This window comes from Meiothermus cerbereus DSM 11376 (assembly GCF_000620065.1).
Taxonomy (GTDB): Bacteria; Deinococcota; Deinococci; order Deinococcales; family Thermaceae; genus Meiothermus; species Meiothermus cerbereus.
Genome location: NZ_JHVI01000020.1, coordinates 37,356 through 58,236 on the forward strand (window position 1 = coordinate 37,356; position 20,881 = coordinate 58,236).

Sequence of the window (20,881 nt, forward strand, 5' to 3'; positions counted from 1 at the left end):
TACGGATGGGTTTAGCCCAACTTATGGGCCATCAGAACTTTGTGGCTGTTCACGGCCACGGTGCGCACGGTGGCAAAGCGCGCTTCGAGAAGGGGTTCGTAGGGGAGAAAGCGGTTTGCCACGAGATAAAATTTCCCGCCCCTCTCCAGGCGGGCGTAGGCGGCTTCGATAAATGCGGCGGCGGTTTCTAACACGACAAGCCCCCCCACGTGAAACGGGGGGTTCGAGACAATAGTAGCGAAAGTCTGGCCTGGTGTCAATGCGCTGTCCACATCGGAGTGCAGCACGGTGGCCTGTTCACCCAGATTCCTTTGGGCGCACAGCACGCTGGCCCAATCGTCCTCGAGGAGGGTCAGGCTCTGGGCCCGGTCTACCAGGGGGCGGCTGAGGGCGCCATAACCCCCGCCGATATCCAGCACGTGGCCGAGATCATGGGGTAGCTCGCGCAGCAGCATGGCGCTACCGGGGTCAATGTGTCCACCCGAAAAAACGCCTGGCAGGTAGTAAAAATGCCAGGTTTTGCCCGAGAATTGCCATTCAAAAGACTGCCAGACCGGCGGCAGGTCTGGGGCAGGTTTTTCTTTTTCCAGCACGGCCAGGCGAAAAGCCCCCTCGCGGCGAACGAGGACACCATAGCCCAGCCATTCCTGGGCCAGCTTGAAGTAGTGCTCGAAGCCCTTATCTTTGCTACCGGCAATCCACAGTCGCCCTCCAGTACGCAGGGCTCGAGCTGCACCCAGTAAGGATAGTTCCACATAGCGGGTGCCCCGATTGGCAGGAAGAACCAGGGCCACCAGGTCTGCCGAGTGGGGCTCGGTTTCCCAGGGCAGGCCGCGCGTCACCCGCACGGAAGCCCCAAAACTGGCTTCCAGGCAGCGCAGGGAAGCCCTCGAGGTCTCGATGGCCTGTACTGTGAGCTCCTGCCGACGCAGGGCATGAGCAACTAGCCCGATGCCCGGATTGAGGTCGAGGGCGGTCTGGCCGTGGGGCTCCAGGTGGCCTGCCAGCAGCTCATAGGCAGGCTCCTGGGTGCCCCGTGCACCGGCTTTGGTATACAGGAAGCCACCTTTTACAGGGGTTTTGTGCAGGGTGTGGTAGACCTCGAGGCTCATAAATACAAAGGTTCAACCTGAACACGCCCGCTCTGCAGGGCAGCCTGGCCCAGCCTGGCCAGGGCCAGGCCGGAAGGGGGTTCGTCCACCACCAGCAATCCGTCCGGCTGTAGCTCGCCCAGCCGGGCACGCTTGGGAGACTGCAAGACTGCAAGCTGTTTGCCCTCGATGCGGTAACTGCCCGTGTAGCAAAGCTCGTTGCGGGTGCGGTGGACTACCGTAACCGGCCCCTGGTAGCGCAGCGCCACGGCTTCCAGCGTGTCGACACCTGTTACCGGAATGCCCAGGCCTCGAGCCAGCCCCAGCCCGGCGGCAATGCCCACCCGCAGCCCGGTATACGAGCCCGGCCCCCGCCCTACCGCAATGCCGCCGAGTTCCTTGAGCCCGACCCCAGCCTGCTTCAAGAAGACCTCGAGCTCCTGCCACAGCACCTCGGCATGGCGGCGTTCCAGACGGATGGCGCGCTCGGCATGGGGTAAACCCAGCACCAGGTAGGGGGTGGCGGTGTCCAGCGCAAGTACCAGCACCACAGGAGTATAGCAATATGCCGCAGCTTCAGCACGGCTTCCCCCTGTCCCGTTGGGTCAGCTTGCTGCTAAACTTGGGGCCATGAAATTGGCCATTGTGGGTGTGGGCAAGATGGGCAAGAGCATTTTGGAGGGCTTGTTGCGGGCCGAGATACTCGAGCCCAGCGATATTGGCATCCTCGATACCCCCGCGCGCATGCAGGAGGTGGCCCACGCGACCGGGGTCAACCCCCTGCGCCTGGAGGACTTGCGCCGCTGTGAGCGAATTCTGCTTAGCGTGCAACCCAAAGACCTGGCGGCCCTGGCGCCCCAGGTGGCCCACCCCAACGTGGGGTACATCTCCATTATGGCCGGGGTTTCCACGGCGGTACTGTCCCGCCGTCTGGGTACCCGGCGGGTGGTACGCTGCATGCCCAACCTGGCGGCCACCATAGGCAAAAGCTCCACCGCCATTACCGGCCCCCGCGAGGCCGAGGAGGCCGGCGACTTAGAGTTCACGCGGGCTTTGTTTGCAACTGTCGGCGATGTCTACGAGCTGCCGGAGCGTCTGTTCGATGCCTTTACTGGGATGTCGGCCTCGGCCCCGGCTTATGTGGCGCTGGTAGCGGAAGCCCTGGCCGATGGGGGGGTCAAGCAGGGCATCCCGCGGGCCCAGGCGCTGCAGCTTGCAGCCGATGTGCTGATTGCGACCGGGGAGCTTCTACGGAGAAAACACCCCGCGGTGCTTAAAGATGAGGTCAGCAGCCCTGGCGGAACCACCATATACGGTCTGGCGGCCCTCGAGGCCCGCGGTGTCCGTGCAGCCCTGATGGAGGCCGTAGAAGCCGCCACCCTGAGAGGGCACGAGCTGGGGAAAGACGAGTAACGGTTCCCCTGACTAGAAGTCAGGGGCTTTCAGGAGCCCTGAAGATGCACGAGAGCAACTCCGAGCCACGAGGCTGCGTTACGGTCAGCCCCACCAGACGAATCACCTGAGCGCCATTATGGTCAGCATCCCCCACCCACCCACAGTTCCCACAGGCAAAGCGCTTGCCCTGCCGCTTGCCGATGTGCAGGCAGTGGTGGCAGGTCTGCGAGGTGTAGGCGGGGGGTATGGGAATGACCCGCACCCCGGCCAAAGCCGCCTTGTACTCCACAAACCCGCGCAGTTGGTGGAAAGCCCAACTGTTGCTGCGGCGGCGCTCCGTGGAGTTCCTGGGCTGGGTGTTGGTGCGCTCCCGGATGCCCGTCAGGTCTTCCAGCGCGATGGCCGCACCCAAAGCCTGAGCTTCCGAGACGACGGCCTTGCTGACCACGTGGTTCACGTGCTTCTGAAAACGCTTTTCTTTGCCCGACAGCCGTCTCAGCAGCGCCCCAGCCCTGCGGCGGGTGCTGCGCGTGCCTTTCGAGCGGTTCTTCTGCACCATCTGGCGGGTACGGGCGTAGCGGTCGCGCACTTTTGTTACCGCCTGGCCCGACCAGCTTTTGCCGGTGCTGGTTACGGCGATGTCAGTTCTCCCCAGGTCCACCCCGATTACGTCCTGGGGTTCAGCCGCCGGGGGAACCTCCCGCTTGACCTGCACATGAAGCCACAACTTGCCTTTGGAGTCCACCAGCGTGGCGCTGGTGGGTTGAGCGCCTTGCAGCTTTTGCAGGTGGTATTTGGAGAGTCGAAGGTCAACCCGAAGCCGACCCTTGACCGTGGTCAGGCTGGCCGTCTCATCCCGCAAACGGAGGTCAAAGATGCGCGCGTCGTAGTCCACCGATGTGGGCTTGAAGGCCTTGACTTTGCTGCCCAACTCCTTTGCCGCCTTGCGGTTCATGGAAACGCGGGCAATGGCCCTTACCGCGAGGTTGGCGCTCAACCCGAACCTCTGCCTTACCTCTTTGTAGGTCAACTGCTGTATCCGGGCGCTGTTGCGGATGTTCTCAGGCACAGTCGTATGGATGTGGTTGCAGGCGTCCGCGAAGGCGACCAGCGTAGACCTCAGAGCCCTTTCCTGCTCCGGGGTCGGAGCCAGCCTGATTCTCACGGTAAGTGCCTGCTGCACGAGAGGAGTACACCATAAAATGCCACTTTATACAACCAATAGCTCGCGGGGATTCCAGCGGCGTATTCACGCCGCCCTTGGGTTCCTCCCCGCTCTGAAGAGACGGGGCATCCCCGAAGGAGTTTTGTGAAATTAACCCCGTGGATGCTTGGCGCATTAATGCACCACACATCCCGTGAAGAGGACGTAGCATAAAAACGATGAAGCGTAACCTGACCCTTGGGCTGCTGCTGGCTATGGTGCTGGCAGCGCCTACCGCCTACTACCCCAACGGCATCGGTTACTCCTGGACTTACTCCTCTGGCATGGAGCAGGTGTTTACCCGCGAGCAAAACGGCCTGCTGGTATTCGAGCGGCGGCTGGCCAAGCAGCCGGTGAGCGCCGATCTGCTCCGCTATACAGAAAATGGTGTGTTTTTGGAGGGCTTGATTATCGGGCAAGCAGTGCAGCGCTACACCCCGCCCTTGCAGCTATACCCTGCTCCGCCGCTGGTGCTTGGTCAGGAATGGGGGGGCCGCAGCAGCTTTGGGGGGCAGAGCGTGGCCTTAATTGGGAAGGTTTTGCGCATCGAGGGCGTAAACGTCCCGGCAGGGCGCTTCAACGCCTATGTGATTCGCACCTCTACCGTGACCAGCGCCGGTGGTAGCCAGGTGATGGAGATTTACTTCGTGCCGGGGGTGGGCATTGTGCGCTACGCCACCCCCGATGGGGCAACAGTTGACCTGGTGAAGTTTAGTGTGCCTAAATAGGGTATGGAGCTTCAAATTGTCAAGGTGGAAAAACCGGAAAACCTGAACGTTATCCTGGGCATGAGCCACTTCATCAAGACGGTGGAAGACCTGCATGAAGCCCTGGTTACGGCGGTGCCGGGTATTAAGTTTGGCCTGGCTTTTTGCGAGGCTTCGGGCAAGCGGCTCATCCGCAAAACTGGCACTTCGGATGAACTGATTAATCTGGCTGTTAAGAATGCCCAGGCCATCGGGGCGGGCCACTCCTTTCTGATTGTGCTGGGCGAGGGTTATTTCCCTATCAATGTGCTTCATGCCGTCAAGGCCTGCCCGGAGGTGGTTCGGATTTTTGCCGCAACGGCCAATCCGCTCTCGGTGATTGTGGCCGAGCAAGACGATCAGCGCGGAATTTTAGGTGTTCTGGACGGCCACAAGCCCCTGGGGGTGGAGGCCGAAGAAGACATCCAGTGGCGCAAAGACATCCTGCGTAAGTTTGGCTATAAAGCTGGCTAGAAGCACAGCAGACTTATTTGCCCTACACGTCTCCATAAGCGAAATACAAGATGCCGTATCGAAAGTTCGCTTTGGGAATTGCGCCAGGTATGCATTGATACCGGATTCAAAAAGATAATCTTCAAATAAAAAGCGCTAAGAGGCTATCTTTTTGAATCCTAGAGCACTCCCTTCGGTCGGGTTAGTTCGACACCGTTCGGTGACGAACTAACCGAATCTGGTATGACTCATCTCGCTGGTTTTGCCAATCTGCCCTGGCGCAACTTGCATGGCGCTGGCAAGGGGCTTGCAATATAGACAACATTGACCCGGGGGGCTGTGGGTTATCATCCGGCTGCTATGCTTAAAGTTGGCGATATTGCTCCAAACTTCACCCTACCGGATCAGGAAGGCAAGCTGCACACCCTCGAGGACTACCGGGGTAAGTGGGTGGTGCTTTATTTTTACCCCAAAGATGATACGCCGGGCTGCACCAAGGAGGCCTGTAATTTTCGTGACGAAAAAGGCCGCCTGGAGGAACTCGGAGCAGTGGTGCTGGGGGTGTCGGCCGACGATGTGAACAGCCACGGGAGGTTTCACAGCAAGTATGGCCTCAATTTTCCCCTGCTGTCCAACCCCGATAAGGACATGATTCGCGCCTACGGGGCCTGGGGCACCAAGACCATGTACGGCAAAGAATATGAGGGGGTCTTCCGCTACACCTATCTGATTGACCCCCAGGGCAGGGTGGCCCGGGTGTGGGAGAAGGTTAAGCCCGACGAGCACGCACACGAGGTAGCGGAAGCGCTAATCGAGTTACGACAACAAGCGGTATAAAGCCGTGCCCAGCGCTGGGGCAAATTCGGTAAGCTTATAGAGCCTTGATCTGGGGCGCCACTACTTATGAACAGCCAGGATAACTTCAAACAACAAGCGGCCCTCGAGGCCGTCAAATATGTGCAGTCGGGTATGGTGGTGGGCCTTGGCACGGGCTCTACCGCCCGGTATGCGGTGCTGGAGCTGGGCCGCCGTTTGCGCGAGGGCGAGCTTTCGGAGGTGGTGGCTGTGCCCACCTCGGAGGCTACCGCCATGCTGGCGCATGACCTGGGGATTCCTCTGGCCGAGTTAGGGCCCCAGGGGGTTGACCTGGCCATAGACGGCGCCGACGAAATTGCCCCCGATCTTTCCCTAGTTAAAGGCTTGGGGGGAGCCTTGCTGCGCGAAAAAATTGTGGAGGCCTGCGCGCGCCAGTTTATTGTGATTGCCGACCACACCAAGAAAGTGAGCCAGCTAGGGCGTGGGGTGGTTCCGGTGGAGATTGTCCGCTTTGGCTATCGCGCCACCCTGCATGCGCTGGGGCGAATGGGGCAGCCTACCTTGCGTATGGATGGCGATGAATTTTTCTATAGCGATGGGGGCAACCTGATTGTGGATGTCAACTTTGGCCCAATTGCCAACCCCGAGCAGCTCGAGGTCGCGCTAAAACGCATCCCAGGCGTGGTGGAAAGCGGATTATTTGTGGGCCTGGCCAACTTTGCCATTGTGGCAGGCCCCGAGGGGCTGGAGTATCTGGGAACACGCCCCAACTAGCCTTGAGTGCCAGACCCTGCTCAAACAGAGCCTTGTTCGGCGCGGGTGCGGCCTTTTCGTGCTCGATGACGAACAGGATGGGTCTGGTATAAAATGCTGGTTGTGGTTGGGCGCTTTACCCGAATGATGCGAATGCCCCGACGGTAGCGGCAAGAAGCTATCGGCGGGGCGCGTTGCGCCCCCTTTTTTTGCCATAAACCAGCTTTGAACCAGTTTGAGGAGTTACCCGTGAGCAAAGTTTTCTACGAAACCGCCGCCATTGACTACGCCAACGCGGCCCCCCATATCGGGCACGTGTACGAGAAAATCATCTGTGACTTTCTGGCCCGTTTTCATCGCCTGGACGGCTACGACACCAATTTTGTTACCGGCACCGACGAACACGGAGAGAAAATCGCTCGAGCGGCCAAAAATGCAGGCCAGGAGCCCCAGGCTTTCGTAGACTATGTCTCCGAGCAGCTATTCCAGCCGACCTACCAGCGCCTGCTCATCAGCTACGACGACTACATTCGGACGACCTCCGAGCGCCACAAGCGCTACGTGCAGGAGATTCTGCGCAAGGTCTATGAGGCGGGCGATATTTACTATGCTGAATACGAGGGGCTTTATTCGGTGGGCGCAGAGCGCTTCGTGACCGAGAAAGAGCTGGTTAATGGCATTCTACCGGGCGATTCGGAGCCGCCCATCCTGCGCAAAGAGGCCAACTACTTCTTCCGCATGGAGAAATACCGCCCCTGGCTCTTGGAGTACCTGGCCGAGCACCCCGACCTCATCCAGCCCCAGGCGTACCGCAACGAGGTTCTGGAGATGCTCAAGGAACCCATAGGCGACCTTTCTATCTCCCGCCCCAAAGACCGCGTGCCCTGGGGCATTCCCATCCCCTGGGACGAAAATCATGTAACGTACGTCTGGTTCGATGCGCTTTTGGCCTACGTGTCCTCGCTGGCCAGCCGGGGGCTATTTGAGAAGTACTGGCCTTATGCCTGGCATGTAATCGGCAAGGATATCCTCAAACCCCACGCCATCTTCTGGCCCACCATGCTCAAGAGCGCTGGACTGCCCATCTATAGGCGCCTGGTGGTGCACGGGCACATCCTGGCCATGGATGGCCGCAAGATGGGTAAGAGCCTGGGTAACGCCATCGACCCCCTGGCTTTATTGGACAAGTTTGGCGTGGATGCAGTGCACTACGCCTTGTTGCGCGACACCACCCTGGGTTCGGATAGCCCCTTTGGGGAAGAGGTGGTGGTGCAGCGCCTCAACGCCGACCTGGCCAACGACCTGGGCAACCTGCTCTCGAGGGTGCGTACCATGCTGCTGAAGTACTGTGGGGGCGTTATTCCGGCTGCTTCGTCGCCAGAGTCCGATATTGCCAAAGCTGGGGTAGCCCTGGCCAAAAAGGTGCGTAAAGAGGTCGAGGCCCTGCGTATTCACCTGGCTTTGGAGGAAGTGCTACAGTACGTGCGCAGCCTCAATAAGTTTGTCAACGATGCCAGGCCCTGGGAACTGGCCCGCGATCCTGGTAAAAAGAAAGAGCTGGAAGATGCCCTGTATACGGCAGTGGAAGGGTTGCGCATTGCCAGCGTGCTTTTAGAGCCTGCCCTTCCGACCAAGGCCAAAGAACTGCGGGCGGCCCTGGGGCTTGGGGACTACACCATGGCCCAGACCGAAGTCTGGGGACTTTCGCCCGCGGGCACGCGTATTCCCGAAGAGGCCCCCATTTTATTCCCCAAGCTCGAGGTTGCCGAAGCAAAAACCGATGGCGCGAAGCCCAAAGCTACGCCTTCTGCCGAGCCTCAACCGACCAACGGCCTCATCGGCATTGACGACTTTGCCAAAGTCGACTTTAGAGTAGCTGAGGTGGTCAAGGCAGAGAAGCACCCCAAAGCCGACAAACTGCTGGTGCTGACGCTGAACGTGGGCGACCACACCCGGCAGGTGGTCTCGGGCATTGCCCAGCACTACACGCCCGAGAGCCTGGTGGGCAAAAAGCTGGTGCTGGTGGCCAACCTCAAGCCAGCCGTTTTGCGCGGGGTTGAGTCGCAGGGCATGATTCTGGCTGGCGAAGATGATCAGGGCAGAATTGTGGTGGTTACGCCCGAACAAGACCTGCCGCCCGGCGCAAAGGTGCGATAAAAATCTGCTGGTGTGTTGCGCTTAGGGCGACTACTGCGCGCTCTCCAGATCCGGGCGCAGGCGCACGGCTTCACGCAGATATACGTGTTTGACCTGTTTTTGGGGAAGGTCGGTGTTCCACAGCATCATCACCCGGATGACCCTGGACAAAGCGCCGGGAACCGGAATCTCGCGGGAGTTGATCAGGGGAACCATCTGCATCCCCAGTTGCCGCGCGGCTTCTGCCGGGAAAGCAGCCCGCAGGTCGTCGGTCAGGGTGAAGAACATGGCCCCTATGGTGTCAAAATCGGTGATCTGGTTGGCCTCGAGCATCTTTTGCAGCAGCTCGCGGGTAGCGCTCAGGATGGCTTCCCGGCTATCCTCGTCGACTGTAATGGCGCCACGAACTCCTCGCATCATTGTGTGCGCGATTTTATCCCAGCTTGCCCTTCCCGCCTAGACCTGCTATATTTAGCAAGTTGACAGCACGGCAAAATCCGTGCCCAGGAGAGAATATGAAAGAGAAAATTCACCCCAAGCTGGTTCCCTGCAAGATCATCTGCAACGGCGAGGTGGTCATGCAAACCTACAGCACCAAGCCCGAGATTCACGTCGAAGTATGGAGCGGAAACCACCCGTTCTGGACCGGTCAGCAGCGCTTTGTGGACACCGAAGGCCGGGTCGAGAAGTTCCAGAAGAAGTTCGGTGGTACTTACGGCAAGAAGGCCAAAAAGTAATAGCCTGCGGCATGCTCGAGCGGGTGAGCGTTTGCTCACCTGTTTTTTTGGCTCGAGCCCACCTTGCCAGCAACCACTAATACCAGATTCGGTTAGTTCGTCACCGTTCGGTGACGAACTAACCCGACCGAAGGGATACGCTTTCTTCGCCGAGCGCAGCGAGGGGTGTGCTCTAGGATTCAAAAAGATAGCCCCTTGATGTTTTTTGTTTGAAGAGTATCTTTTTGAATCCGGTATAACAATGCCGAGCTGTTCCGGCCCTGTTGTGGGTAGGATATGCTAGGCAGCGGTTATGAGTTTGCCCCATCTTCCGCACCACCAGGGTTGGATAGAAGTTGTGGTTGGGCCCATGTTTTCCGGCAAGTCGGACGAGCTTATTCGGCGCATCAAGCGGGCCCTCATTGCCCGGCAGCGGGTGCTGGTATTCAAGCCGCGCCTAGACCACCGCTACCATGCCACCGACGTCTACAGCCACGATGGTAGACGGGCCGAGGCCATTCCCGTGAGCAACTCCGCCGAGCTGAGGGTTCACTTATCTGACCCCCTGCCCGATGTGGTGGCCGTGGACGAGGCACAATTTTTTGATGAAGGCCTGATTAAACTGGTGCTCGAGCTTGCCGATAAGGGCGTGCGGGTAATTTGCGCTGGCCTGGACATGGACTTTCGTGGTGAGCCGTTCGGCATCATACCCCAGCTGCTCTCACGGGCCGAGTATGTGGAGAAGCTCTACGCGGTTTGTCCGGTATGCGGAGCTCCGGCCACCCGCACCCAGCGCTTCGTGAACGGCAAACCGGCCCGCTACGATGACCCCGTAATTCTGGTGGGGGCCAGCGAGGCCTACGAGCCGCGCTGCCGCAAGTGCCACACCGTTGTGACCAAAGAGGTGCAGGAGATCCTGTAGTGCAGCCCCAGTATCCTAAGCCGCGCTACCATCCGATTTACTTTTTGCCTTTGCGCGGTGTTTTGCGGGCTTTTTGTAGCACCAGCTCGAGCACCCCGCCCTTCAGCGAGGCCTGCGCCATACCTGCGACGATGGGTTCGGGCAGGGTCAGGGAGCGGCGAAATGGTCCGGCGGGGCGTTCTTGACGGTAAAACCTACCCTGCTGCGGGTGCCGCAACCCGGCCAGGATGATGGTCTGGCCCTCTTCTTGAAGTTCCAGGTCTTCGTTTTTTACACCCGGCACGTCAACTAGAATGCGAAACTGCGTGCCTTCGTCTATCACATCTATAGCCGGTACCCATTCGCCCAGGGCTTCCTGGGAAGCAAACCGCCTCGAGAGTTCGTCGAGTTGTTGCCGGATGGTTTGCAAGCGTTCAATCGCATCGAAGTGTTCAATGGTCATGGTCTCGAGAATATCATGATTGCAGCGGAGGGCCAGTCCCATGGATAACGCAGATTCGCATTACGCGCCCATCATCCCGCTATTAACCGGCCCCACTGCAACTGGTAAGACCGAGCTAGCCTTGCGCCTGGGGCGACTTTTCCCAGTTGTGGTGGTTTCTGCCGATGCCAGTATGGTGTACCGGGGGATGGACATTGGGACTGCCAAGCCCAGCCAGGCCGAGCGGCTCCAGGTTAAGCACTACCTCATAGACGTAGTCTGGCCCAGCCAGAGCTTCAGTGTGGCGGATTATCTTGGCCTGGCCGAGGAAGCCATTCAGGAGGTCCTCGAGCAAGGCCATACACCGCTGGTTGTGGGCGGAACCGGCTACTACATCCGTGCGCTTTCGGAGGGGCTCCACCAGCTCCCCGAGCCGGATGTGGCGCTTCAGGCCGAACTCTGGCAGGCGCTGGAGGTTGGCGGAGTTGAACCGCTGTTGGAAGAACTTCGGGCCGCCAGCCCCGAGGATGCCCTGCGGGTGCAGCGTAACCCCCGCCGCATTGTACGGGCCCTGGAGGTGCTGCGCCGTACTGGCCTGCCCCCGGCCCGGTTTCCCAAGCGTACGCCCCGGTTTCGCTATCGCAAGCTGATCTTGTGGCCTTCCTGGGGATGGCTCGAGCCCCGCCTTGCCCTCCGCGTGGAGCGCATGTTTGAGCAGGGGCTGGTGCAGGAGGTGGAGCATCTGCTGCGGGCGTATCCGCAGATGCCTACGGCTTTGCAGAGCATTGGCTACAAAGAGGTGGCCGCGCATTTGCGGGGCCAGATGACCCTCGAGCAGGCGCGGCAAGCCACCATTCGGGCCACCCGGGCCTACGCCAAACGCCAGTACACCTGGTTCCGCAAGGAGCCTGGCGAGGTGGCCTTTCTGCCCCATGGCGGCGACGAAGCGTGGCCTGGTGTGCGGGATTGGTTTGAGCACTTTCTCCAGTCGTAGAGCCCTGCAGCAGACCAAAGGATTTAGGTTTTTCCCGAGCCTAAGCGACCATGCTATCCAGTCCGGCAAGCTTTTTACCGGCGTGAGGCCAGCCATTCACGCAAAACCCGCAGGTTGTGGGCATCTTCCCGGGTGCCCCGGGGGGTTTCCATAATGAAGACCTTATCGCGAAGCCTGGGATCCAGGGTAAAGCGCTGGAGTTCTATCCCAATCTGGCCTTCCAACAGGTTGGCGTGGTGGTCAATTTGCGAACCCCGTTCGCCCACCGAGTCGTTGAGGTGGATAACCGGAACCTGCTCCAGGCCAACGGACTGCTCGAGCTCCTCCAGGGCCTCCTCGAGCTGGTATCCTGCGGCAAAAGCGTGGCAGGTATCGAAGCAAACCCCCAGCCGGGTACCCTCAATCATCTCGGCCAGGGTGCAGAGCCTGGCGCCCAGTTTTTCACCGCCCCCAGCCGTGTTTTCCAAGAGCAGGCGAGGCCCGGCTTTGCTTACGCGCGCCAGCTTTAGGGCCTCGAGGGCTGCTGCCCTGGCTTTTTCGGCAGGCCCCGAGCCCGGATGCACCACCACATACTCGACGCCCAGTACCTGGGCTTTGGCCAGGTCGTCGGCCAGGCTGAACACACTCTTTTCTCCCAACTCACCTTCGGCAGCCAGGTTGACCAGATAAGACGCGTGGATAACCGCAGGCAGGCCGCCCAGATTCTCCTTTCGAGCCCGGAAACCCTCCACTTCGCCCGCCTTCAGGCCGCGGGTTTTCCAGCTACGTGGGCTCTTGGCAAAAATCTGGATGGCGCTCAACCCCAGGAGCTGGGCTTCCTCGGCAGCTCCGGCGATTCCCAGCTTGCCAGCGATGGACATGTGAAAACCGTATTTCAATCGAGTATCTCCACTTTTACCAGCACCACCCCGTGGGCGCGCATCCCAAGTAGCCTTGCAGCCGCATACGACAGGTCAATAATACGGCCCCGAACGTAGGGGCCACGGTCGTTGATACGAACCACCACGCTCTTACCGTTTTTCAGGTTGGTCACCCGCACCCGGGTGTTGAAGGGCAGGGTGCGGTGGGCGGCGGTAAAATGAAACTTGTTGAAACGCTCGCCATTGGCGGTACGACGCCCATGAAAGCGAGGCCCATACCAGGAGGCCAGACCCTGCTGATAAACCTGCGCGGGTTTTGGCGGCTCTGCTGGGGCTTGCGGTGGGGGGATAAATATCCAGGTGGGAGGCTCCTCGATGGCTTCGGGCAGGGGCAGCACCTCCAGGTTCATGGGATCCCATTCCGAAGCTGGAATTGCTATCTCCAGACCCACAGGCAAGGGGTCCTCAATCAGGCCGTTGAGCAGCATCAGGTTGGGAACACTAACCTGAAAAAGCCGCGCGATGCGCTCCAGGGTATCGCCGGGTTGCACCACATAGCCCTGGCCCCAGGCCAGACCAAAAAACAGCAATAGCGCAAACCATCGCTTCATAGTTCAATCAGGTGTTTGGGGCTTTGGGACAGCACCTCATGCCCCTGCTCGGTTACCAGTACCAGGTCTTCGATGCGGCAACCCCCCAGGTTGGGTATGTAGACCCCCGGCTCGATGGTCACGACGTTGTGGGCCTCGAGGGTATCTTCCGAGGCCTGGCTCAGGCTGGGCGCTTCGTGGATAAACAGGCCCACCCCATGCCCCAGCCCGTGGGTAAAGTGCTCCCCATAGCCCAGCTCTGTCAGGTGGTTTCGGGCCAGGGCGTCCAGCTCCTGGCCTTTCTTACCCGGCCCCACGGCCTGTAGCGCCAGTTCCTGGGCTTCCAGCACGGCCTGATAGATGGCGCTGAGCTCATCTGAAACCCTGCCCACCGCCACCGTGCGGGTCATGTCGGAGCAGTAGCCGCCTACCACGCAACCAAAATCCAGTGTGACCAGCTCCCCCGACCGGATTTTGCGGTTGCTGGCACCCCCGTGGGGCATAGCGCTGCGCTCCCCCGAAGCCACTGTGGTGCTAAAAGCTAGCCCCTCTGAGCCATTACTACGCAGGAAAAACTCCAGCTCCAGGGCCACCTCAATCTCCCGTACCCCTGGCTTTATGAAAGGCAGAATGTGCGCAAAACCCTGGTCGGCCAGATGGGCCGCCTGCCGGATGAGGGCAATTTCCTCAGGACTTTTCCTACGGCGCAGGGTTTCAAAAATGCCCCTGGTGGAAACGAACTCGAGGTCGGGAAAATCCTGCTTGAATCCTTCCAGGGTCGCAACGCTCAAGTGCTCTGCTTCGATACCCACCCGGCCCTGGAAAAACTCTGCGAGTAAGCTGTTCAGCTCGCTGCGGCGGGACAGGATGCGGTGGGGTAAAGGCTGTTGGGCGGCTTCCACAAGGTAGCGGCCATCGGTGATGAGGGTTGGGCCGCTCCGGGTGATAACGATTCTGGCATCCTTGCCCTCTACAAACCCCGAGAGGTACCGAACGTTGTGGGGGTTAGAAACAAAAAGCACGTCGAGGTTGTGTTCGTCGAGTAAGCGCTGAAAGTCCACGAGGGGAACTTTACTCTACCGGGCCATTCTCGAGCGAATATTCTTTTCACGAACTGTTTATCGTGAAATAAAGCACTTATACTCATGGAAGTGAAACCTGCCCATGCTAAGGTCTTCCACAGGATGATTACGCGCCTTATTGCTTCTGTTTGGATGGCCGTTTTTGGTTTGGTCTGGGCCCAGGTCTCGCCCGAGGCGGCGCAGCTCCTCGAGCGTGGCCGTAATGTGCTGGGCGGTGCGGCCCTGGCCAACCTGAAAACCTACCGCGAGGTAACCACCAATATCTATTACACGCCCGACGGCAAAGAGGAAAGCCGCATCGTGACTTTGCTGTTGGTGGATTTTACCAACAGCCGCGTCCGGCTCGAGCTCTACGATCCCCAAAGCGTGAATAGCCCCAGCCCAATTCCCCTGGCGTTGCAGCAGTACAGCCCTCAGGAGAGCTTTTTTTGGAGCCGTGAGACCTCTTTGCGGCCCCTTCCCTCAGACCAGCGGGAAATCTTGCGCTCGAGCCTCTACACCGGCTGGCTGGGCTTGAAGTACGGCAGCAGCAATCGGGAGCGGGCCAGTGTGACGCAGGGCAGCCTGCGCAACCAGACCGGCCGTCTGCTCACCGTGAGCACCCAGGGCTGGGTCAGCACCTATTTGTTTAATGCCGATGGCCTGCTGCTGGGCGAACGACTCACCATTCCCGGGGTGGGGGAGAGCATTACCTTTTTTTCCAACTACCAGACCGTGCAGGGGGTGCGCCTGCCGCAAAAGTGGGAAAACTACGTGGGCGGGGTGCTGGCGGCGCGGGGTGAACTGATGGAAGTGGAAATCAACCCCGTTTTTACCGAGGCCGACTTTTTTAAGCCGGTCAGGTAGGCCCACTCAGGGCAAAAGCCCAGCACAACGTTTTGTGTTGTGCTGGGATGAGGGTTTGTCTAGGCCTTGCTCAGACCAAACTTGACGGCTCCTTCCTCGTCGGAAAGCTCGGTCACAAAGCCAACCGGCTCGCCCTGCTCCAGCGAGAGGGCCAGGGTTTCTTCCTGGAGTCTTCTGCCAAACCTCGCGAGCGAAAGGGCATACTTTCCATCGGCCAGGTAGGTCAGGTGAATGCGATCCGAGACATTCAGGCCCATCTCTTTGCGGGCTTGTTGCACCAGTCGAATCAGGTCACGGCTAAGCCCCTCGAGCAAAAGCTCCTCATCAAGCCGAACCTCGAGCGCGGCCATGTAACCCCCATCCTCCTGGGCTGCAAAACCTTCGGGCGAAAGGGCCTCGAGCAGCACCTCTGTGGGTTCCAGCACGATGCGCTCGCCCTCAATTTCCAGGCTCAGTCCTCGCCCGGCCTTGAGGGTTTGGGCCACCATCTGGCTGTCAAGCTCGGCCAGGGCCGCCCGGATGGCAGGAACCCGCTTACCGTATTTCTTGCCCAGCACCGGCAGGTTGGGCAGCACCCGGTAGGTGAGCAGCTCTTCGCCCAGGCCCAGCACCTCGACCTGTTTTACGTTTAGCTCATCGGCAATTTCATCGGCGAAGTGGCGCAAACCGGCCAGCTCGGCTTCGCTGGGGGCTGTTACCAGCACCCTGGGTAGAGGAATGCGGGTTTTGATGCCGCTCGCAGCCCTGGCGCTGCGGGCCAGACCCACCACCTTGACCACAGCGCCCATCTGGGTAAGAAGGGCCTGATCAACCAGGCTGGGGTCGGCCTGGGGCCAGTCCGAGAGGTGCACCGACTCGGCGGCCTGGGGCTGGACGGAGCGCACCAGATTTTGCCACAGGGCCTCGGCAATGAAAGGGGTGAACGGTGCGGCAAGCTGGCTGACTGTTACCAGGGCTTCCCACAGGCTGGCATAGGCCGATTCACGGTCGGTGGGGTTCTCGTTTTTCCAGAAGCGGCGGCGGTTGCGCCGCACATACCAGTTGGACAGCTCCTCCACAAACTGCTCGAGGGCCTTCCCGGCACCCCGGGCGTCGTAGGCGTCCAGGGCAAAAGTAACCTGCTCGATGAGCTGCTGCTGGCGGGCTACCAGCCACCGATCCATTTCCGGGCGGTCCCGTACGGGGGGCCGCTGGTTTAGGTTGGGCTTGTCCAGGTTGGCGTACAGCACGAAGAAGCCATACACATTCCACAAGGTGCCTAGGAATCCCCGCTGAGCCTCCTGCACCAGCCGCTCCGAGAAGCGCTTTTGCTCGCCTGGTTCGGAGCCGGTAAACAAATACCAGCGCACCGCGTCGGCTCCGTACTTATCGAACATGGGCAGGGGCTCGACCACGTTGCCCTTGCTTTTGGACATCTTGTGGCCTTTTTCGTCCACCAGGTGCCCCAAGCAGATCACGTTTTTGAAGCAGGGCTGGTTGTACAGCAGGGTAGAGATGGCGTGCAGCGAGTAGAACCAGCCGCGGGTCTGGTCGATGGCCTCGCAGATGTAATCGGCGGGAAAGTGCTTGCGCCACAGCTCGAAGTTTTTCTCAAAACCCGGCAACGGCTTGCCTTCTGGGTCTACCATCAGGTGCCACTGGGCATAGGGCATGGCCCCTGAGTCGAACCAGACGTCCAGCACCTCCGGTACCCGGCGGAAGGTTTTGCCGTTTTTAACAAAGGTAATTTCGTCCACGTAGGGCCGGTGCAGGTCGAGGTCGCTTAAGTCACGGCCCGCCAGCTCGGAAAGCTCCTGTACGCTGCCCACGCAGATGTACTCTGAGCCGTCCTCCGCGACCCAGAAAGGCAGCGGGGTACCCCAGTAGCGCTCCCGGCTGATGGCCCAGTCGACGTTATCCTTGAGCCAGTTGCCAAAGCGTCCGTACTTGATGTGTTCGGGGATCCAGTTGATTTTTTCGTTGTTGTCGTAAAGCGCCTGGCGGAAGTTAGAGGTTTTGATGTACCAGCTGGGCTTGGCGAAGTACAGGATGGGGTCGCCGGTGCGGTCGTGGAAGGGGTAGCGGTGGCGAATCTGCCCGGCATGGTACATGACCCCCCGCTCTTTCATGATGCGGATGAGGCCCTTATCGGCATCCTTAAAGAACTTGCCGCGCTCGTCGGTTACCTGCATGAGGCCGTATTCGTTGGTGCCAAAGAGTAGCGGGGTGCCATACTGACGGGCCAGCTCGAGGTCCTCTGCACCGTAGACCGGGGCCTCGTGGGCCACGCCCGAGCCGTCCTCGGCACTGACAAACTCGGCCAGCGCCACAAAGTGCATCACCGGCTTACCGTCGGGGCGCTTTTCCCCTTGCTGCTGCACCACTCCCAGCTCCACACACACCTCGGGGAAGGGAGGGGTGTACTCCCACCACTCCATGTCAGAGCCCTTGAGGTGTGCGACCACCTCGAGCTCCTCCTTATGCAGCTCCTTCAACCGCTCTAGGGCCTCACTGGCAAAAATCAGATAGCCCACCGAAGGCGACTTAACCACAGCGTAGTCCATCTGGGGGTTCACTGCGGCCATGGTGTTGGAGGGCAGCGTCCAGGGGGTGGTCGTCCAGACCAGGATGGCCAGGCCCTCCAGATCCTCCAGCCGCACCCCCTGGGCCTGGAGCTTTTCCCGCACGGCCTGAGGGGTGGTTTCGAGCTTCAAAGGAAAACGCACGTACACGCTGGGGTCGTCTACTTCCCGGTAGCCGTCAGCAATTTCGTTTTGTGAGAGGGTGGTGGAGATGCGGGGTGAAAGCGGCACCACCTTGTAGTCCTGCACCACCATGCCCCTATCCCACATGCGCTTCAGGAGGTTCCACACCGACTCGATGTAGCTGTTGTGGTAGGTCACATAGGCATTCTCGAGGTCTACCCACATGCCCATGCGCTCGGTAAAGTAGTTCCAGTCCTCGATGTTGGCAAAAACCCACTCGCGGCACTGCCTGGTAAACTCGGCAATTTCCTCACTGTTTAGGGTTTTGCGCCCCAGCACACCCAGTTTTTTCTCCACGGCAATCTCTACCGGCAGGCCGTGGGTATCCCAGCCTCCCTTGCGGGTGACGTGATAGCCCTGCATGGTTTTGTAGCGAGGAAAGATGTCCTTAAAGCTGCGGGCCAGTACGTGGTGCATGGCCGGCTTGCCGTTGGCGGTTGGGGGGCCTTCGTAGAAAACAAACTCACCCCTGGGTGCAGCTTTGCGATCCGACTTGGCAAAAATTTGGTTTTCTCGCCAAAAAGCCAACACAGCCTCTTCCAGCTTGGGAAAATTAGTCTCGGTTACCTCTTGAAATGGTTTTTTTTCCTCCACCATAATCGGTTCCTTTCTGAGGCAGCTAGGGGGTGGGCAAAAATAAAAACGCCCGACCCTGGGTTCCTCAGGTGCGGACGAGAAGCTCAGCTCGAGGTTTCCCGCGGTACCACCGCACTTCCTGCGCGGATTCGCGCAGGCCCTCAAAACGCTATTACGGGCGCACCCGTTGGGGTCTACTAAAGCCCGCAGGCTCTTTCTTCCCAAAACGCCTGGGGTGATCCTCGGCTTTCAGGTTGCCGCCTGGCTCGCACCCTCCCAGGCTCGCTGGATGGTCTTTGAAAGCCTACCTGTCCCCAGCCCTTTACACCGGTTGAAGCCTGTGTTATAGTCCACTGCTGGCAACCGGCTAACCTGAATGGTAGCAAGCTGCTAACCCCGCGTCAACAACCAATCTCTTGTTTCTCATCGCTGGCTGGCGATATACTCGCCTGGAAAATCCGTACAAATGTGACCAGTCGCGGGAAGGAGTTTCGCCATGGATCTATACCTGGATACTGCTGAAATAGCTGAAATCAAAGAAATAGCGGCCTGGGGCGTGTTAGCGGGTGTTACCACCAACCCCTCTTTAGTTGCCCGCTCGGGACGTCCGCTCGAGCCCACCATCAAGGAAATCTGCCAAATTGTGCAGGGCCCGGTCTCCGCCGAGGTGGTTTCGACCACTGCGGCCGATATGGTGGCTGAGGGGCGTCGCCTGGCAGCTATTGACGAACACGTGGTGGTTAAGCTGCCCACCACCATCGAGGGCCTCAAGGCTTGCAAAATCCTCTCCGGCGAAGGTGTTCGCATCAACATGACCCTGGTTTTCTCGGCCAACCAGGCCCTTTTGTGCGCCAAGGCCGGGGCCTGGTGTGTTTCGCCTTTCCTGGGCCGCATAGACGACATCTCCTGGGAAGGTATGGATTTGATTCGCGAGATTGCCGAACTATTCCAGGTGCAAAACCTCAGTACCCGGATTCTGGCGGCTTCTATTCGTCACCCCCGGCATGTAACCCAGGCGGCCATGCTCGGGGCCGACATCGCTACCATGCCCGCCAAGGTTTTTCAACAGCTGATCAAACACCCACTGACCGATGCAGGGCTGAAGGCCTTCCTGGAAGACTGGGCCAAAGCCAACCCCAAGCTCTGAGCAATCGGCAGCAACCATAAATCCATATCGGAGCGACAGAAATGGCCAAATCAAGCACAAAAGACCCCAACGCCGAGACCCAGGTTACCGTTACCCGCACGGGCAAGAAAATTCGCCGTAAGGCTGAAAGCAAGATGCCCCTGAGCTACCAGGAGCTTTCGAGCCGCATCCTGCCGGAGCTGCACCTACTGGCTGCAGAGGCGGGCATTCCCAACTACAAGAAGCTTTCCAAGGACGAGCTGGTGATGCTCTTGCTCTCACAGGAAGCCACCGAGGAAGGCCTGGTCATTGCCAAGGGATACCTGGAGATTAGCCAGGATGGCTATGGCTTTTTGCAGGAAGACCTCTACAGCATGGACTCCCGCACCGCGATTGTTTCGGCTGGCCTGATCAAGCAGTACCAGCTTCGCACCGGCGACTATGTGGTAGGCAAAGCCCGGGTAGCCCGTGAAAACGAACGTTACGGCACGCTTTTGAAGGTAGAAGCCGTCAACAACCTCGACCCTGAGGCGGCCGCCAAGCGTCCGAAGTTCGACGACCTGATTCCGCAGTTTCCCGACCGACAGATAATCCTCGAGACCACCGGGGAGGAGTCCTCCAACCGTGTCATCGACCTGCTGGCCCCCATTGGCCGGGGGCAGCGTGGACTGATTGTAGCCCCACCCAAAGCCGGTAAGACCACCCTGCTGAAGAAAGTGGCTCGAGCCGTGCTCAGAAACGAGCCGGACATCAAGGTTATCGTGCTTCTTATTGACGAGCGCCCCGAAGAGGTTACCGACTTCCGCGAATCGGTGGAAGGGGCCGAGGTAATTGCCTCCACCTTTGACGAGCCGCCACAAAACCACATTCGGGTGGCCGAGTTTGTTCACGAGCGCAGCCGCCGGATTGTGGAAGAGGGTGGCCACGTGCTCATCTTGCTGGATTCGATTACCCGTCTGGCCCGGGCCAACAACCTGGTAACTCCACCCACCGGGCGTACCCTATCGGGTGGTCTTGACTCGGCGGCCCTGCATTTCCCCAAGCGCTTTTTGGGTGCGGCCCGCAACATCCGGGGTGGGGGTTCGCTGACCATCCTGGCTACGGCCCTGGTCGAAACCGGTAGCCGCATGGATGACGTTATTTTTGAAGAGTTCAAAGGCACCGGCAACATGGAACTCCACCTCTCGCGTCGTCTGGAGGAGCGCCGCATCTTCCCGGCCATTGACATCCTGAAGTCGGGGACTCGGCGGGAAGAGCTGTTGCTGGGCGAAGAGGTGATTCAGAAAATGTGGTTGTTGCGTAAGGTTCTGGCCGATATGGATCCTGCCGAGGCCATGGAGATGCTGCTTGCGCGCTTATCGCGTACCAAGACCAACAAAGAGTTCCTTGCAACATTGGGGGGAAAGTAGG

At 59.6% G+C, this 20,881-nt stretch carries 21 protein-coding genes; 12 read left to right on the forward strand and 9 right to left on the reverse strand.

Annotation, left to right across the window (positions count from 1 at the left end):
• Positions 1–11: 11 nt before the first annotated feature.
• Together Q355_RS0108430 and tsaB are read right to left on the reverse strand one after the other, a co-directional pair.
• A complete protein-coding gene (locus Q355_RS0108430; protein WP_027877399.1) occupies positions 12–1,112 on the reverse strand; it encodes a methyltransferase in 1,101 nt (366 codons plus the stop codon).
• Positions 1,109–1,639, reverse strand: a complete 531-nt coding sequence (gene tsaB / locus Q355_RS0108435; protein ID WP_027877400.1) for a tRNA (adenosine(37)-N6)-threonylcarbamoyltransferase complex dimerization subunit type 1 TsaB — start codon at positions 1,637–1,639, stop codon at positions 1,109–1,111. Before tsaB ends, Q355_RS0108430 begins: the two co-directional genes overlap by 4 nt.
• A gap of 82 nt (positions 1,640–1,721) precedes the next feature.
• On the opposite strand from tsaB, the gene proC reads away from it, so the two are divergent.
• A complete protein-coding gene (gene proC, locus Q355_RS0108440; protein ID WP_027877401.1) occupies positions 1,722–2,504 on the forward strand; it encodes a pyrroline-5-carboxylate reductase in 783 nt (260 codons plus the stop codon).
• Between the two features lie 19 nt (positions 2,505–2,523).
• Here the strand turns inward: proC and Q355_RS0108445 are convergent, their stop codons facing one another.
• Positions 2,524–3,669, reverse strand: coding sequence for an RNA-guided endonuclease TnpB family protein (locus tag Q355_RS0108445; protein ID WP_027877402.1), 1,146 nt, complete (start codon positions 3,667–3,669; stop codon positions 2,524–2,526).
• 200 nt (positions 3,670–3,869) lie between these two features.
• Between Q355_RS0108445 and Q355_RS0108450 the strand changes: the two genes are divergently transcribed.
• The 5 genes from Q355_RS0108450 to metG all read left to right on the forward strand — a co-directional run bounded on the left by Q355_RS0108450 (position 3,870) and on the right by metG (position 8,615).
• On the forward strand, positions 3,870–4,418 hold the full coding sequence (locus Q355_RS0108450) for a hypothetical protein (protein ID WP_027877403.1): 549 nt from the start codon (positions 3,870–3,872) through the stop codon (positions 4,416–4,418).
• Positions 4,419–4,421: 3 nt separating this feature from the next.
• On the forward strand, positions 4,422–4,910 hold the full coding sequence (locus Q355_RS0108455; RefSeq protein ID WP_027877404.1) for an adenosine diphosphatase: 489 nt from the start codon (positions 4,422–4,424) through the stop codon (positions 4,908–4,910).
• Positions 4,911–5,249: 339 nt separating this feature from the next.
• The gene (bcp, locus tag Q355_RS0108460) at positions 5,250–5,726 is read left to right on the forward strand and encodes a thioredoxin-dependent thiol peroxidase (protein WP_027877405.1); all 477 of its coding nucleotides are present in this window, start codon (positions 5,250–5,252) and stop codon (positions 5,724–5,726) included.
• Positions 5,727–5,792: 66 nt separating this feature from the next.
• Complete coding sequence (rpiA, locus tag Q355_RS0108465) at positions 5,793–6,479, forward strand: ribose-5-phosphate isomerase RpiA (RefSeq protein ID WP_027877406.1); 687 nt, start codon at positions 5,793–5,795, stop codon at positions 6,477–6,479.
• Between the two features lie 228 nt (positions 6,480–6,707).
• Positions 6,708–8,615, forward strand: coding sequence for a methionine--tRNA ligase (gene metG, locus Q355_RS0108470; RefSeq protein ID WP_027877407.1), 1,908 nt, complete (start codon positions 6,708–6,710; stop codon positions 8,613–8,615).
• A gap of 30 nt (positions 8,616–8,645) precedes the next feature.
• Here the strand turns inward: metG and aroH are convergent, their stop codons facing one another.
• A complete protein-coding gene (aroH, locus tag Q355_RS0108475; protein WP_027877408.1) occupies positions 8,646–9,014 on the reverse strand; it encodes a chorismate mutase in 369 nt (122 codons plus the stop codon).
• A gap of 95 nt (positions 9,015–9,109) precedes the next feature.
• Here aroH and rpmE point away from each other — a divergent pair, with 95 nt between their 5' ends.
• The gene (gene rpmE / locus Q355_RS0108480; RefSeq protein ID WP_027877409.1) at positions 9,110–9,331 is read left to right on the forward strand and encodes a 50S ribosomal protein L31; all 222 of its coding nucleotides are present in this window, start codon (positions 9,110–9,112) and stop codon (positions 9,329–9,331) included.
• Positions 9,332–9,623: 292 nt separating this feature from the next.
• Positions 9,624–10,232 carry a thymidine kinase gene (locus tag Q355_RS0108485; protein ID WP_416338658.1) on the forward strand — a complete coding sequence of 203 codons (609 nt, stop codon included), beginning with the start codon at positions 9,624–9,626 and terminating at the stop codon, positions 10,230–10,232.
• Between the two features lie 37 nt (positions 10,233–10,269).
• Here Q355_RS0108485 and Q355_RS0108490 read toward each other — a convergent pair whose 3' ends face one another.
• Positions 10,270–10,674, reverse strand: coding sequence for an Hsp20/alpha crystallin family protein (locus Q355_RS0108490; protein WP_027877411.1), 405 nt, complete (start codon positions 10,672–10,674; stop codon positions 10,270–10,272).
• A 40-nt stretch (positions 10,675–10,714) separates the two neighbouring features.
• Here Q355_RS0108490 and miaA point away from each other — a divergent pair, with 40 nt between their 5' ends.
• On the forward strand, positions 10,715–11,647 hold the full coding sequence (gene miaA / locus Q355_RS0108495) for a tRNA (adenosine(37)-N6)-dimethylallyltransferase MiaA (protein ID WP_027877412.1): 933 nt from the start codon (positions 10,715–10,717) through the stop codon (positions 11,645–11,647).
• Positions 11,648–11,721: 74 nt separating this feature from the next.
• Here the strand turns inward: miaA and Q355_RS0108500 are convergent, their stop codons facing one another.
• From Q355_RS0108500 to Q355_RS0108510, 3 genes are read right to left on the reverse strand one after another with little or no spacing between them, the layout of a single operon-like run.
• Entirely contained in the window at positions 11,722–12,507 is a 786-nt protein-coding gene (locus tag Q355_RS0108500) for a deoxyribonuclease IV (protein ID WP_036259070.1), read from the reverse strand.
• Positions 12,508–12,521: 14 nt separating this feature from the next.
• Entirely contained in the window at positions 12,522–13,118 is a 597-nt protein-coding gene (locus tag Q355_RS16440; protein WP_027877414.1) for a septal ring lytic transglycosylase RlpA family protein, read from the reverse strand.
• The gene (locus Q355_RS0108510; RefSeq protein ID WP_027877415.1) at positions 13,115–14,158 is read right to left on the reverse strand and encodes a M24 family metallopeptidase; all 1,044 of its coding nucleotides are present in this window, start codon (positions 14,156–14,158) and stop codon (positions 13,115–13,117) included. Before Q355_RS0108510 ends, Q355_RS16440 begins: the two co-directional genes overlap by 4 nt.
• Positions 14,159–14,248: 90 nt before the next feature.
• Here Q355_RS0108510 and Q355_RS0108515 point away from each other — a divergent pair, with 90 nt between their 5' ends.
• Entirely contained in the window at positions 14,249–15,025 is a 777-nt protein-coding gene (locus tag Q355_RS0108515; RefSeq protein ID WP_245597538.1) for a hypothetical protein, read from the forward strand.
• Between the two features lie 59 nt (positions 15,026–15,084).
• On the opposite strand, the gene ileS is transcribed toward Q355_RS0108515, so the two are convergent.
• Positions 15,085–18,366 carry an isoleucine--tRNA ligase gene (ileS, locus tag Q355_RS0108520; protein ID WP_027877417.1) on the reverse strand — a complete coding sequence of 1,094 codons (3,282 nt, stop codon included), beginning with the start codon at positions 18,364–18,366 and terminating at the stop codon, positions 15,085–15,087.
• Positions 18,367–18,841: 475 nt separating this feature from the next.
• On the opposite strand from ileS, the gene fsa reads away from it, so the two are divergent.
• Complete coding sequence (fsa, locus tag Q355_RS0108525) at positions 18,842–19,492, forward strand: fructose-6-phosphate aldolase (RefSeq protein WP_027877418.1); 651 nt, start codon at positions 18,842–18,844, stop codon at positions 19,490–19,492.
• 110 nt (positions 19,493–19,602) lie between these two features.
• Positions 19,603–20,880, forward strand: coding sequence for a transcription termination factor Rho (gene rho / locus Q355_RS0108530; protein WP_027877419.1), 1,278 nt, complete (start codon positions 19,603–19,605; stop codon positions 20,878–20,880).
• The last annotated feature ends 1 nt before the right edge of the window (position 20,881 follow it).

Coding starts and splice junctions, on each gene's coding strand:
- aroH (WP_027877408.1), bottom strand. CDS start 9,014: ATGATGCGAGGAGTTCGTGGCGCCATTACAGTCGACGAGGATAGCCGG.
- Q355_RS0108430 (WP_027877399.1), bottom strand. CDS start 1,112: ATGAGCCTCGAGGTCTACCACACCCTGCACAAAACCCCTGTAAAAGGT.
- Q355_RS0108490 (WP_027877411.1), bottom strand. CDS start 10,674: ATGACCATTGAACACTTCGATGCGATTGAACGCTTGCAAACCATCCGG.
- bcp (WP_027877405.1), top strand. CDS start 5,250: ATGCTTAAAGTTGGCGATATTGCTCCAAACTTCACCCTACCGGATCAG.
- miaA (WP_027877412.1), top strand. CDS start 10,715: ATGGATAACGCAGATTCGCATTACGCGCCCATCATCCCGCTATTAACC.
- Q355_RS0108450 (WP_027877403.1), top strand. CDS start 3,870: ATGAAGCGTAACCTGACCCTTGGGCTGCTGCTGGCTATGGTGCTGGCA.
- rpiA (WP_027877406.1), top strand. CDS start 5,793: ATGAACAGCCAGGATAACTTCAAACAACAAGCGGCCCTCGAGGCCGTC.
- ileS (WP_027877417.1), bottom strand. CDS start 18,366: ATGGTGGAGGAAAAAAAACCATTTCAAGAGGTAACCGAGACTAATTTT.
- Q355_RS0108500 (WP_036259070.1), bottom strand. CDS start 12,507: ATGTCCATCGCTGGCAAGCTGGGAATCGCCGGAGCTGCCGAGGAAGCC.
- Q355_RS16440 (WP_027877414.1), bottom strand. CDS start 13,118: ATGAAGCGATGGTTTGCGCTATTGCTGTTTTTTGGTCTGGCCTGGGGC.
- rpmE (WP_027877409.1), top strand. CDS start 9,110: ATGAAAGAGAAAATTCACCCCAAGCTGGTTCCCTGCAAGATCATCTGC.
- fsa (WP_027877418.1), top strand. CDS start 18,842: ATGGATCTATACCTGGATACTGCTGAAATAGCTGAAATCAAAGAAATA.
- Q355_RS0108455 (WP_027877404.1), top strand. CDS start 4,422: ATGGAGCTTCAAATTGTCAAGGTGGAAAAACCGGAAAACCTGAACGTT.
- proC (WP_027877401.1), top strand. CDS start 1,722: ATGAAATTGGCCATTGTGGGTGTGGGCAAGATGGGCAAGAGCATTTTG.
- Q355_RS0108485 (WP_416338658.1), top strand. CDS start 9,624: ATGAGTTTGCCCCATCTTCCGCACCACCAGGGTTGGATAGAAGTTGTG.